Source organism: Desulfovibrio sp. JC010 (assembly GCF_010470675.1).
In the GTDB taxonomy this organism is placed as follows: Bacteria; Desulfobacterota; Desulfovibrionia; order Desulfovibrionales; family Desulfovibrionaceae; genus Maridesulfovibrio.
Genome location: NZ_VOIQ01000002.1, coordinates 60036 through 73440 on the forward strand (window position 1 = coordinate 60036; position 13405 = coordinate 73440).

General features: G+C 49.6%; 10 protein-coding genes. 2 read left to right on the plus strand and 8 right to left on the minus strand.

Features of this window, described 5'->3' with window-relative positions; all coding sequences use genetic code 11:
- Positions 1–122: 122 nt before the first annotated feature.
- Positions 123–1505 carry an aspartate aminotransferase family protein gene (locus tag FMR86_RS02545; RefSeq protein WP_163349512.1) on the minus strand — a complete coding sequence of 461 codons (1383 nt, stop codon included), beginning with the start codon at positions 1503–1505 and terminating at the stop codon, positions 123–125.
- A 211-nt stretch (positions 1506–1716) separates the two neighbouring features.
- Between FMR86_RS02545 and ispH the strand changes: the two genes are divergently transcribed.
- Positions 1717–2565, plus strand: coding sequence for a 4-hydroxy-3-methylbut-2-enyl diphosphate reductase (gene ispH / locus FMR86_RS02550; protein WP_163349513.1), 849 nt, complete (start codon positions 1717–1719; stop codon positions 2563–2565).
- 76 nt (positions 2566–2641) lie between these two features.
- Here ispH and FMR86_RS02555 read toward each other — a convergent pair whose 3' ends face one another.
- Genes FMR86_RS02555 through FMR86_RS02565 form a run of 3 tightly spaced genes read right to left on the minus strand, consistent with a single transcriptional unit; the run spans position 2642 to position 7480 of the window.
- Entirely contained in the window at positions 2642–5725 is a 3084-nt protein-coding gene (locus FMR86_RS02555; RefSeq protein ID WP_163349514.1) for an efflux RND transporter permease subunit, read from the minus strand.
- A complete protein-coding gene (locus FMR86_RS02560) occupies positions 5722–6801 on the minus strand; it encodes an efflux RND transporter periplasmic adaptor subunit (RefSeq protein ID WP_163349515.1) in 1080 nt (359 codons plus the stop codon). The genes FMR86_RS02555 and FMR86_RS02560 overlap by 4 nt, the downstream gene beginning before the upstream one ends.
- A gap of 13 nt (positions 6802–6814) precedes the next feature.
- Positions 6815–7480 (minus strand): CerR family C-terminal domain-containing protein, encoded by a 666-nt coding sequence (locus FMR86_RS02565; protein WP_163349516.1) that lies wholly within the window; start codon positions 7478–7480, stop codon positions 6815–6817.
- 197 nt (positions 7481–7677) lie between these two features.
- Here FMR86_RS02565 and FMR86_RS02570 point away from each other — a divergent pair, with 197 nt between their 5' ends.
- Positions 7678–8208, plus strand: coding sequence for a cysteine hydrolase family protein (locus FMR86_RS02570; protein WP_163349517.1), 531 nt, complete (start codon positions 7678–7680; stop codon positions 8206–8208).
- A 54-nt stretch (positions 8209–8262) separates the two neighbouring features.
- On the opposite strand, the gene FMR86_RS02575 is transcribed toward FMR86_RS02570, so the two are convergent.
- The 4 genes from FMR86_RS02575 to FMR86_RS02590 all read right to left on the minus strand — a co-directional run bounded on the left by FMR86_RS02575 (position 8263) and on the right by FMR86_RS02590 (position 13362).
- On the minus strand, positions 8263–8739 hold the full coding sequence (locus tag FMR86_RS02575; protein WP_163349518.1) for a type II toxin-antitoxin system YhaV family toxin: 477 nt from the start codon (positions 8737–8739) through the stop codon (positions 8263–8265).
- Complete coding sequence (locus FMR86_RS02580) at positions 8739–9311, minus strand: hypothetical protein (protein ID WP_163349519.1); 573 nt, start codon at positions 9309–9311, stop codon at positions 8739–8741. The genes FMR86_RS02575 and FMR86_RS02580 overlap by 1 nt, the downstream gene beginning before the upstream one ends.
- A 200-nt stretch (positions 9312–9511) precedes the next feature.
- Positions 9512–11683: a bifunctional (p)ppGpp synthetase/guanosine-3',5'-bis(diphosphate) 3'-pyrophosphohydrolase gene (locus FMR86_RS02585; protein ID WP_163349520.1), complete on the minus strand. Its 2172-nt coding sequence runs from the start codon at positions 11681–11683 to the stop codon at positions 9512–9514.
- A 2-nt stretch (positions 11684–11685) separates the two neighbouring features.
- Complete coding sequence (locus FMR86_RS02590; RefSeq protein WP_163349521.1) at positions 11686–13362, minus strand: peptide-binding protein; 1677 nt, start codon at positions 13360–13362, stop codon at positions 11686–11688.
- Positions 13363–13405: the final 43 nt, after the last annotated feature.

Sequence of the window (13405 nt, forward strand, 5' to 3'; positions counted from 1 at the left end):
AACCGCCGGGGTCTTTTTTAGGCGTGGCAGATAATTAAAGGAGGCAAATCAGCGTACATTGTACAATTTGCCTCCCATAATATCCACGATTTTCGACCTTCCAGCTCCGGAAGGGAATCTGTCTATGAAGTCTTAGCTGTCCTGATTCCGAGATCCTTGACGGTTTTCCATGCCGATCCGGTAATCTTGTGCGCTTCCTTGAGTACGTCATCCATGGCGGCGAGGAATTTATCCACGTCCTCGTCATTGATCATCAGCGGGGGCAGGATTTTAACGGTATCAAGACCGTGCCCGGCAACCTGACTGAGGATGTTGTGCTTTTCCAGCAGCGGCATGGTGATCATCTGGCAGAAGAGATCATCATTCATCTTGTGCAGCAGTTTCCAGCTGGCTTTCAGGGCCATGGACTTAGGTTCGCCGAACTGCATGCCGATCATAAGCCCCTTGGCGCGGACTTCAGTGAGCATCTCATACTTATCGGCAAGTTTCTGCAACCCTTCTTCAATGCGCGCGCCCATTCCGGCTGCATTTTCGGCCAGATTATCTTCCTCCATAATCTCGATGGTCGCCAGTCCGGCAGCCATGGCCAGATCGTTCTGACCGAAGGTGTTGGAATGGGCAAAACAGCGTTCCATGGAATCAAAAATTCTGCCATGAATCTCACGGGTGGTGATGATGGCTCCAACCGGGATGTAACCGCCGGAAAGAGCCTTGGAGATAACCAGAATATCCGGCTTCACGCCCCAATGATCCACAGCGAACATCTTTCCGGTCCTCCCCATGCCGCACTGCACTTCGTCGGCAATCATGTAGGTGCCGTACTTGTCGCAGAGTTCGCGCACACCCTGCAGGTAACCGTCGTCAGGGACAAAAACGCCCTTGCCCTGCACGGTTTCAAGAATAAACGCGCCCACATCGCCGCCCTTGAGCGCATCTTCCAGAGCTTCAAGATCGTTAAAGGGCACGGGAGTACAATCCGGCAGCAAAGGCTCGTTGCGATCCCTGAATTCACGGTTGGCGTTTACGGACAGCGAACCGAGGGTCAACCCGTGAAAAGCATGATGACAATGGACCAGCTTATGCTTGCCGCTGGCCTGACGGGCGAATTTAAGTGCCCCTTCAACCCCTTCCGTACCGGAGTTGGTGAAAAAAACGGCTTCAAGGTCACCGGGAGCAAGCTCGGCCAGCTTTTCAGCCAGCATGCCGGACATGACACCGAGATCCATCTGCACAATGCTGGCGGTCTTTTCATCCATCACTTCCTTAAGCACATCGGCCACATAAGGATGGTTGCGCCCGATGTTGTACACACCGAACCCGGAGAGGAAATCAAGGACTTTCACACCCTTGGCATCGGTCAGATATGCCCCCTCGGAAGAAACATAGTTGCGGTCATAGCCGATTACTTCGAGGACCCGCACAAACTGGGGGTTCACATATTTGCGGTGCAGCTCGTAAGCCTCCGCCATTCTTTCCCTATATTTTTTAATAATCTCAGAACTCATTTTAACAGGCTCCAATGTATTTCAATATTAAGCAGCTGAATTATTTTTTGGGGAAAATACTCCCCTTCCCCCCTGCGGTCAATGGGTTATCTCCGGTTTAAGACTGAAACAAGCACATTGCCAAACGAAACAATGAAATGTAATATAAATAAGTTATATCGAAGACAAAAAAACGCGGTAAAATCTGCCGTAAAATATATGGAGGCCGTTAATGGTTGAAGTTATCAGAGCTAAAACAGCCGGATTCTGCATGGGCGTAGACCTCGCTCTCAACAAGCTGGATTCCCTGATTGAGAAAGACGAAGATAGAAAAATATACATTCTGGGACCGATCATCCACAACCCGCAGGTTCTGGAAGATTATGAAAAACAGGGTGTAATCACCGCCACAACCCCGGAAGAAGTACCCGAAGGTGCATATGTGGTTATCCGGGCCCACGGCATTCCCAAAGCTGTAGAAGAAGACCTGCGCCAGCGCGGTGTAAACGTAATCGACGCAACCTGCCCCAAGGTCAAAAAAGCGCAGCTGCTCATCCAGCGCAATACTGAAGATGACCGTGTACTTCTTCTTTACGGCGAAGACAGTCACCCGGAAGTGAAAGGACTGCTCAGCTACGGACCAGAAGGACCGCACCTTTTTGACTCCCTTGAAGAGCTTCAGGACATTGAACTGGACCCGAACCGGAAGTACTGCCTCGCAGCCCAGACCACTCAGGACCGTGCCGTATACGCGGACTGCATCCAGTATCTTGAAAGCAAGGGCATCGAATTCGTAACCCTGAACACCATCTGTGACGCCACCCGCCAGCGTCAGGACGAAGCCATCACCCTTTCCGGTGAAGTGGACCACATGATTGTTGTGGGCGGTCGCATCTCCGGCAACACCCGCCGTCTGGTGCAGGTTGTCGAGACAGCGGGCACCAAATGCACCCATGTTGAAATCGCTGACGAACTCCCTCTTGAAGACCTTAAAGACATAGACAAGATCGGACTCACCGCCGGGGCATCCACCCCTAAAAGGCTGGTGGACGGAATTCAGAAGATTCTGGAAGACTTGTAGAATTCAAATCACACCAACTAAAAAGGCCCGCAACTCTGATGAGTTACGGGCCTTTCCTATTACTTATATATACAGGCTACACATCACTGCCCTGCTTAACAACATCCTGATTCCATTCATACTTCTTGAAACCCTGTTTGTAGAAGAGTGAATAAAGAACCGGGCAGAGGATCAGGGTCAGCACGGTGGCGAACATGAGCCCGGACATGATGCAGTTGGCCATGGGCCGCCACATCTCACCGCCCTGCAATGAGAGCGGAACCATGCCTATAATGGTAGTAGTAGCGGTCATGATGATGGGTCGCGCCCGCTCAAGGGAGGCCAGCACAATGGAGTTATCCAGCGTCAGCCCGCGCCCGCGCAGGATTTCAATGCGGTCGATAAGCATGATGGCGTTGTTGACGATAATGCCCAGCAGACTGATCATCCCCAGCATGGGCATGAATCCGAAGGGCGAGTTGGTCAGGATCATACCCGGCGTGATCCCGCACATCATGGGCGGCAGGGTCAGCAGGATGATCAGCGGGCGGCGGAAAGAGTTGAACTGGAAGATAAGCACCAGCACCAGCAGCCCCATGGCCAGAGGCATGTTGGCATTGATGGCTTCCTGACTTTCTACACTCTTCTCAAACTCACCGCCGTAGGCCACGGAATAACCCACGGGCCAGCCCGGAGACTGCATCATTTTATTTATTTCAGGACGTACTGCATCAAGGGTCTGCATGGCAAAGTAGCCGTTAAAAAGGTCAGCCTTGACGGTCATGGTCCTTGTCTGGTCCCTGCGGCGGATATCCGAAGGCTGCCAGACAAGTTCCGCAGATGCAATCTGGCTCAAGGGAACATTTCTCTGGGCCTGATAGGAATAGACATTCAGACTTTCCAGCTTATCCAGACGGTCGCGAAAGTCGCCTTCGGAACGCAGCATGATGGGGATATTGGTATCCCCGTCGCGGTAGGTGGAAGCCTGATAGCCGCTCATGCTTGATTGCAGGCTGAGCGCAACATCGGAACTGGTCAGTCCGGCCTGACGGGCCTTTTCCTGATCCACATTCACTTCCATCTTCTTGGTCCACTGGCCCCAGTCGTCCCAGACACGGGCCACACCGGGAGTACTTTCAACAATGGCGGCAATCTTATCCCGCAGATGGTAGAGGGTTTTCTGGTCCGGTCCGGAAATGCGAATCTGCACCGGAGCACCCACCGGAGGACCGTTCATCAATTTCTTGAGACTGAAATCGGCATCCGGGAAATGGGATTTAAGCTCGGTGCGGGTGCGCTCGATAACTTCATCAGTAGCTTCAACACTTTTGGTGTTAACCACAAATGTTGCGAGGTTATCATTACGCTGTTCAAGGTTCAGGGGCAGGTACCAGCGCGGACCGCCGTGGCCGATGAATGTTCCCACACTGTCCACACCTTCATCGCTGAGCAGGAACTGCTCCAGCCTGCCGACCTCATCCGCAGTGGCGGTAATGTCGGTGCCGAAGGGCTGCCAGAAATCAATTGTGAACTGGGCCCGCTCGTTGGGCGGAAAGAACATTTTGGGTACGAACTGGAATCCCCAGAACGCAGCCATGCAGCCGATGAGCACCACAGCCAAAAAGCTGGGACGATGGCGCAGGCAGAAAAGAAGCATTCCCCTGTAAACACGGTACATGCGGCTGGAAAATGTCTGGATAACAATTTTCGGTTTCAGCACATAGTAGCAGAGCATGGGCACCATGGACATGGACAGCCCCCATGAACAAAGCAGGGTCAGGCTGACCACGATAAACAGGGAAAAACAATATTCCCCGGTGGTATTCTCCGCCAGCGGAATGGGTAGAAAGGCAAAAACAGTGGTCAACGATGCGGCCAAAAGCGGCATCCAGAGTTCAGAAACGGCTCCGGCCACTGCTTTCAAACGTTCCTCACCCGAAGCAAGACGCACCAGAATAGCCTCCGAAACAACTACCCCGTTATCAACAAGGATACCCAGCGCGATAATCAGCGAGGCAATGGAGATACGCTGCAAACCCACATCAAAAAGAGGCATGAGCCCGAGGCAACCGAGCATAGCCATAGGCACCAGCGACCCGGCCACAAGTCCGGTCTTGAACCCGGCGAACACGAGAATAACAATGACCACGAATATGAACGATTCAAGCAGGTTGATCATGAAGTCGGTAACAGCGGTATCAACGTAATCCGGCTGATAAACGACCACATTATACTCCATGCCGTGGTAAAGATCAGCGGAAAGCTTTTCGAGCTTGGCTGTAACCAGTTTGCCCACTTCCATGATATTGTTGCCGTCGGCCATGGAGATAGCGAGCATGATGCACGGATCACCGTCGTAACGGGCCATAACACCCGGCGGATCTGCAAAACCGCGGGTAACATCGGTCACATCGGAAAGCTTGAGCGAGGATCTCATGCCCTCGACACGCAGGGACATGTTTTTAATATCATTAACAGATTTGAATTCCCCGGTGGGCTCAATGTAGATGCGCTCAGGTCCGACCTTGGCCGAACCGCTGGGACGGATCATATTCTGCTGACTGAGCATCTGGGCGAGAGCAAAAGGAGTGATCCCGGCCGCAGCCATGCGTGAATTGGAAAAATCCACAAACACCCGCTCATCCTGCAAGCCCCAGCGATCAACCTTACCGACACTGGGAATGGAAAGCAGTTCATCACGGGTGTAGTCAGCAACGTCTTTAAGCTCACGATAACTGAAGCCGTCCCCGGTCAGGGCGACAACAATACCGAAAACATCCCCGAACTCATCGTTGACCACAGGCTCGTAGGCCTCGGCAGGCAGATCGCGCTTGGCATCGGAAACCTTATTGCGCAACCGCTGCCAGACCGGGTCCATGTTTTTCTGGTTATCCTGAAATTCCACCTCAATAATGGATAATCCGGTCATGGACTGGGATTTGACGTTTTTAATGACATCAATTTCCCTGATCTTTTCTTCCAGCTTATCAGTAACCAGCTCTTCCACCCGCTGCGGCGAAGCACCGGGAAAAACGGTGGTCACAACCGCAGTCCGGATGGTGAAATCAGGGTCCTCAGATTTGGGGATGCTGAAAAATGTGGACACCCCTGCAAAAGCGATCAGCACAAACAGGGCAATGGAAGTCCTGTTATTTTCAATGCACCATCTGGCAAGATTCACGAGAGCCCCCCGACATTACGTACCTTCAGCCCATCCTTAAGGGAATGTACACCACGGGTGACCACGGTTTCGCCGGATTTGAGACCGTCCTTGATCAGCACGCCCTTAGAAGAAATGTTGCCCACTTCCACATCACGACGTTTGACCACAGAGCCGTTCTCCACCACCCAGACATGCTTGCTGCCGTCCGGGTTGCCCACGATGGCCGAGGGGGCGACAAATACATTGGAACTAGCGGAACGGGCGGCAAAACGGACATTACCGGACATACCGCTACGCACCAGCTGCTTGGAATTATCAAGATATACCTTGACCGGGAAGGAAGCACCCTCGTTGGTGCCGATACCCACTTCCATGATCACACCCTGCATTACCTTTCCGGGCAGTGCATCAAAAGTAACCTGTACTTTCTCCCCTTCTTCCACTGAAGAAATAAGGGTATCGGGCAGGGAAATATACATCTTCATCTGCTTACCGGCATTGAAACCGATAACCTTCTGGCCGGACTGCACGTTCTGGTGCACGTTCACGGAAACAGCACCTACCCAGCCGTCAAAAGGTGCCTTGAGCACGGTGTAGCGCAGACGTTTGCGGGCAATATCAAGTTTTTTGGCTGAAGCGTTGAGCTGAGCCTGATAGGATTTGAAATCGGCCTCGGACTGGTCAAGCTCGGACTTGGAAACAACCTTGCGCTTGTAAAGCTGGCTGATGCGTTCCACATCGGCCTTGGCACGCACAAAATTGGCGCGGACCTGCTCCAGATTGGATTCTGCCTGCCGGACTTCAAGCTCGTAATCTTCCGGGTCCAGACGGGCAATGACTTCCCCGGCCCTGAATTTGCGACCGATCTGATCACCGGGAAAAGAGGTGATCTTGCCGCCCACACGGAAAGAGAGGTCAGACTGCAATGCATCCTCGGCAGTACCGGAGAAAACCCAATTTCTGCCGGAAACACCTTCACCAACCTGCATGGTCTTTACCGGGCGCAATATCTCCTGCGCCGGGACAGGCTTTTCCTTACAACCGCTCAAAGCGAAGCCGAGCACCAATATTGAAATAATTATTAATCTTTTCATTTTAATATGCCTCCTAACAGCAGACAAAAGCCACTACCCTTCTGGACAGTATTTCTATGAGTTCTTCAATGCGTTCAGGGGTCATTTCATCCCAGCCAACACGATCGGTAAAAGCTTTTGACGCCACAAACTTAAGCACAATACCGATTAAAGCAGTCCCTACTGTCATTATTTCAGTATAAGAACTACCCTCCGGCATGGCCGCTTTCAGCAGAAGATTCATGGCCTGAATGGCAGGTTCGAAAAATTCCTCATCTAATAACGGATAAACTTCACTGGGAGCAGCCATTTCACGGTTGATCAACATAATCCCCCAGATAGTGATTGGATCACTGAGAATTCCTTCCATCTGGGAACGGAAAAACCAGGTAACCATCTCTTCTTTGGAAATTTCACCGGACTCTACACGTTTAATCTGCTCACGAACGACACTGACCCCCGGCATAAACTCTTCACGGAAACGGATAATCTCTCTGATCACTGCTTCATAAAGGCCCTGTTTGCCACCGAAATGGTAGCCCACAGTAGCCAGATTAACCTCTGCTTCTGAAGCAAGATTGCGCATACTCACGCCATTAAAACCGTTCATGGCAAAAAGCTGCAAGCCAACGTCAACAAGCTTTTCGCGGGTCTCTTCGCCACGGGCCTTATTTGTTTTTCCTTTAGGATGAACCGTCATATTTAAACCTCTCAACTTGAGAATTTCTCATTCTTTCAAGAAGAGATTTAAACAAACGTTTAACTAAAGTCAAACACTTGTTTAAAAGAATCGTTTGAAACTTTCGTTTGTTTATTTTAAACCTTCACATCTCCCTAAAAACAAACTAAAAAACATCCCAAACTCAGCTAACTAACCAGAACAGACAAGGACTCAGCATGAAATCTTTACTGATCATAGACATGCAGAAAGCATTATTCGCAGCGGGAAACCGCTATGACACAGACGGGGTAATCAGCAGGGTAGATCTGCTCACAGGGAAGGCACGGGACAAAAATATCCCCATAATATTCGTACGCCACAACAGCGCAGAAGACGGGCTGGCAATAAATTCAGACGGCTGGCAGATTCTGGATGAGCTTGATTTTCGACCAACAGATACGGTCATAGAAAAGACCTGCTGCGACTCTTTTTGCGAAACAAATCTTGCGCAGAGGCTAAGCGACTTGAACGTAGAAGAACTAATAATCACCGGATGCTGTACGGACTTCTGCATAGACAGCACAGTGCGCCAGGCCGCAAGCATGGGCTACAAAGTGCGGGTAGCTTCAGACGCGCACACCACTGCCGACAAACCCTATTTAGATGCTGAAACAATAATCAGGCACCATAATTTTGTCTGGTCGGAGATGTATGTGCCGCAGTTGATTGAAGTGGAATTGACTGAGAAGGTTCTTGATGAGGTATAAAAAAAGTCCTCCGCAGCGACGAGGACTTGCGGAGGATGAGACTCTGAATACTTTTTAACTTTGCGCGCTAATGCTCTTTTGAGAGGAAGCACCGTACTCTTCCGAGCTTTCTAGAAGCTCCTCATAGCGATCCGGGACCTTACCACTTTCAAGCATTTTAAAAAAAACATGGTAAACATCAGTCTTAGCACCCTCCTTACGGAGTGTTTTATCATCATTCAGCCAAGCTAAAACCACGCTAGTTTGATCTGAACGGAATCTAAAAAAGAGCCGATGCCTTTGCGGAAGGTGTCTTTTTACCCTTCTCCAATAACGAAACCCTGATAAAACTTTAACCCCCATCTGATATTCGTCACCAGTAGGATCTTTTTTCAACAACGCAATACACTTAACAACAGAAGCAAACATCTTAGTCGTTTTGTGCTCTTTATACGAATCAGGGTCTTTGGCTTTTAATCGTTTCACTTCGTTAAATAAATACTCGTAACGAAGCTTAAAAAGATGATATAAAAAAATCTTCCACTCACCCATTATTCAACCTCAACACCTTCTACAAGTTCCAGTGCTTCAGCAAACATGTCTTCATCTAGAGGAGTCACTAATTCAGGATACACCGACATTTGCTGCTGGAGTGCTCCAAGCGTAAAGCACAAATCTAAATCAATATTTTCTCCACAAAATTCTTCACGAATCTTAACTAATCGTTCTAATGCACCTTCATCATTTAATTGCTTGGAGATTGCAATTGCAGTGTCAATACTTGCGATATCGGAACCTTTAGCTAAAGCCTTAAAAGAAATATTCAACGCCTCTTGTAAGGCATTACAAGAAAACAATGCTTGGGCATAATTAGCTAAATGGACAAAATCATCTCCATCAATCTTCAAAGCATTTTCAAAATGCTTATGGACTCCAAGGATATCTCTCCGAAAAGATGCAATTACGCCAAGAAAAGTATGCGCTGTTCCGGGGGCACTATTCATGAGTTTCAAGACTTCACTTTCGAGCCTTTTAAGGTCAAATTCAGTAGGTTTCTTCCCTTCAATAAAAGGGAGGAACATCTTCCGAACCTGTTCAGTTGCTTTCTCAGCAGCTGGAATCATTACTTTTTCCTCTATTTTTTAAATATAATATATCTAATAAGTAACTTTTGTAAGCAATCCTTTCAAGTTTTTTAATATGAGAAGTCTAACAATACCACTAATCCGAAGAAAAACATCAAAGGAATCTTTCTGAAAAATAGAAATGTCCCGCCGAGCCAAGTTCAGCGGGACGTTTTGTCATTGGTCAAAATGAGTCAGCCCTAACTCAACCGAGTAGCCTCCAAAACATGCTCAATAGTCTTGAGCTTGTTCAAAGAACGGTGCAGATGCCCGAGGTCGGTGACCTCAACGGTGAATTCGAGCACGGAACTGCCGTCGAGGTCGGACTTGAATTCACCGGAATCGATGTTCACGTCCATATCGGTCAGCACGGTACAGATCTTTGCCAGCATACCCTTGTGGTTGCGGCAGCGGATGCGGATCTGGGCCGGATGCTGGGATTCTTCCTGTCCTCCGGTCCATGAAACATTGAGCAGACGCTCTTCTTCCAGGTTCTTGATATTGGGACAGGTTGCAGAATGGATGACCACACCGCGTCCACGGCTGATGTAACCGATGATCGGCTCTCCCGGCAGCGGGGTGCAGCACCCTGCAAAACGGATCAGGACGTTATCCACACCTTCGATATCAATGGAATTAGCAGCACTCTTGGCCTTGTCCTCCTCGGTCTCGTGATGATGCTGTTCCGGCTTGGGTGCTTCTTCCACAACGCCCTCGACTTCATTGAGGATGGCATGGAGGCGTCCCAGCACCTTGCGCGGGGTGATGCGTGAATAGCCGATATTTGAAAGCAGATCATCCACGTGCCCGAAATTGAATTCATCAGCCAACATGATGAAATAACCGTCTTTCATGGCCTTGGCCACATTGATATTCATGCGCCGGCCTTCTTTCTCAAGCAGCTCCTTGGCAAGAATGATGGAACGGGTCCGCTCCTCGGTGCGAATGTAGTGCTTGATCCTTGTGCGGGCCTTGGCGGTCTTTACGAACTTGAGCCAGTCGCGGCTGGGCTTGCGTTTTTTATCGGTGAAAACCTCGATGGTATCACCGTTCTTGAGCACGGAGTTGAGCGGCACCATGCGCCCATTGACCTTGGCCCCGGTACAGTGGTTACCTACCTCGGTGTGAATGGAGTAAGCAAAATCAACCGGGGTGGCACCGTCGGGAAGTTCTTTGATCTCACCAGCGGGGGTGAAGACGTAAACTTCGTCGTTAAAAAGATCGAAACGCAGCGAGGCCATGAATTCACGGGGGTCTTCCAGCTCGCGCTGCCAGTCCATGATCTGCCTGAGCCATGAAAATCGTTCCGCATCACGGTTGGTCTTGGCGTCGCTCTTGCCGGATTCCTTGTACTGCCAGTGGGCAGCAACACCGTATTCCGCCACCTGCTGCATCTCTTCGGTCCTGATCTGGATCTCGATACGCTCACCTTCCGGCCCGATGACCGTACTGTGCAGGGACTGGTACATATTGGCCTTGGGAATGGAAATATAATCCTTGAACTTACCGGAAACAGGCTTCCACATGGAGTGGACCAGACCGAGCACGGAATAACAGTCCTTTACGGAATCAACGATGACCCGGAATGCAATAATGTCATGCACCTGATCAAGGCTTAAACCCTGACGCTGCATCTTCTTATGGATGGAATACTTGTGCTTGGTGCGTCCTTTGATGGTCCCCTTGATTTCGTTATCATCAAGGATACCGGTCAGCAGTCCGATGACGTTATCAACGTATTCCTTACCGATGGTGTGCTGGCGTTCCAGCCCGTCGGTAATATCCTGATAGACATCCGGCTTGAGGTAGAAGAGACAGAGATCTTCAAGATCGCGCTTGACCATGTACAACCCAAGCCTGTTGGCAAGGGGGGAGTAGATATCCATGGTTTCCTGCGCAATGAGCAGCTGCTTGTAATTCTTCTGAAAATCAAGGGTGCGCATATTATGCAGACGGTCGGCGAGCTTGACCATGAGTACGCGGATATCTTCAGCCATAGCCAGAATCATCTTGCGGATATTCTCCGCCTTGGCGATAGCCTTGGATTCGAAATCCATCATCCCGATCTTGGTCACACCGTCAACAATGTCGGCAACTTCTTCACCGAAAAGATCAGCAATCTCGTCAATGGTGGTATCGGTATCTTCCACCGTATCGTGCAGCAGTCCGGCGGCCACAGTGGGCTCATCAAGACGCATATCGGCCAGAATCTTGGCCACGTGCAGCGGATGGGCGAGATAAGGCTCACCGGAAAGGCGCACCTGACCTTCATGTGCCCGTGCGGAAAAGACGTAGGCCCTCTGGATCAAGTCCAGATCAGGATCATCAATATAGGTACTGACAACGTCAGTGATTTCGTTAATGCGTATCATAATTACTGCTGTAAACTCTTTTTCTTCTGTAACTCTTCGGGAATCCACCACCAATCGGCATTATAGCCCAGACCTGCGGGTTCCACTTTCAGACCTTGAATTCGACTGCTGTATATGGGCAGAGCCATGGGAACATACAAAAAACAATAAGGCTGCTCTTCATGCATGATCTCCTGAATGCGGTCATAAATGACCTTGCGTTCAGACTGATCAAGTGTGGACCGGCCACGCTCAAGCAACTCGTCAAGCTCACTGTTTTTATATTTGATAAAATTAAGTCCGCCGTCTACGGCCTTGGATGAATGCCAGACCGTATAGCTGTCAGGGTCCTGCAGAATATTCCAGCTGAGCAGGGTGGCATCAAAACGTCCCTTTAGAATAAAATCATTAAGAAACGCCGCCCACTCAACAGTCCTGATCTTAACATCGATTCCGACACCCTTTAGACGGTTCTGAATAATTGTTGCGGACTTAATACGCAAGGAATTTCCCTGATTAATGATAATCGTAAAGGAAAAAGGTTTGCCGTCACGGTCAAGAATCCCGTCCCCGTCACTGTCGGACCACCCCGCTTCCTCAAGCAAAGCTTTTGCTTTTTCAGGATGATAGCCATAGGGTTTGAGCTTATCATTATACACCCATGTACCGGGTTTATACGGTCCCATGGCCGGATAGCCCAGTCCCAGAAGCACACCTTTGACGATCTCTTCCTTGTCAATGGCGTAGTTAATGGCCTTGCGCACCCGCACATCTTTGAAAAAAGGGCTTTCCATATTAAACCCGAGATATGAATAAGAAAAGGAAAGGTATTTGAATTTCTGAAAATCACGTTCCCAATTCCCGCCCTTGGTCTGAAAAAGATACTGCTGCGGGGTCAGCCCCATGTTGTCGAGACTGCCGCTTTTCAACTCCAGAAACTGCGTGGAAAGATCAGGTATGACCCGGTATACCAGTTCATCAATGTACGGGCGTCCCTCAAAGTAATCATCATTAGCCTCAAGTATCAATCTGCGGCCGGGAACCCATTCCTTAAGCTTGTACGGCCCCGCTCCAACGGGATTACGCCTGTACTTGGTGGTATTCAGGTCTTCACCTTCAAGAATGTGCTTGGGCAGAATATCTGAAGCCCAGGTAATCAGGGAACGGGCAAAAATATTGTCATAACGTACTTCGAAAGTATATCTACCGGTCCGCTTGAATTCCTTGATATTCTTGAAATCCCCGGCATAAGCGGTGGGGGTATTCGGATCAAGCATCATATTATAAGTAAATTCAACATCTTCAGCAGTCAAAGGCTTTCCGTCAAACCACTTGATATCTTCCCGGAGCTTGAACTTTAACAGCTTACCGCCTTCCAGCACTTCGAAAGATTCAGCAGCATATGGAACAAGTTCGATATCTTTGTTGTATTTAAGCGCAGAAACAAATATCTTGCTGGCGACAGTGTGGCTTGCAGAATCTGAAGAGAGTGTGGAAATCAAACACATGGGCTCAGCCAGCGTCGGCTCAGTCAGCCTGCCGCCATAAACGGGTTTGGAATCAGCAATTTTTACAGCAGCCGGGGCGGGACCAGTCTTTGTATCGGCGTCCTTGCCAGCCTGCTGTCCGCCATCCTGACCGCAGGCTGGAAGAAAAGCCAGACAAGTAATCATCACTGCGGCAAAGAGAAATCTGTTCATGTTATCCTTATTTTTTTGAATAAAAACCTTTCATTAAGCCAAC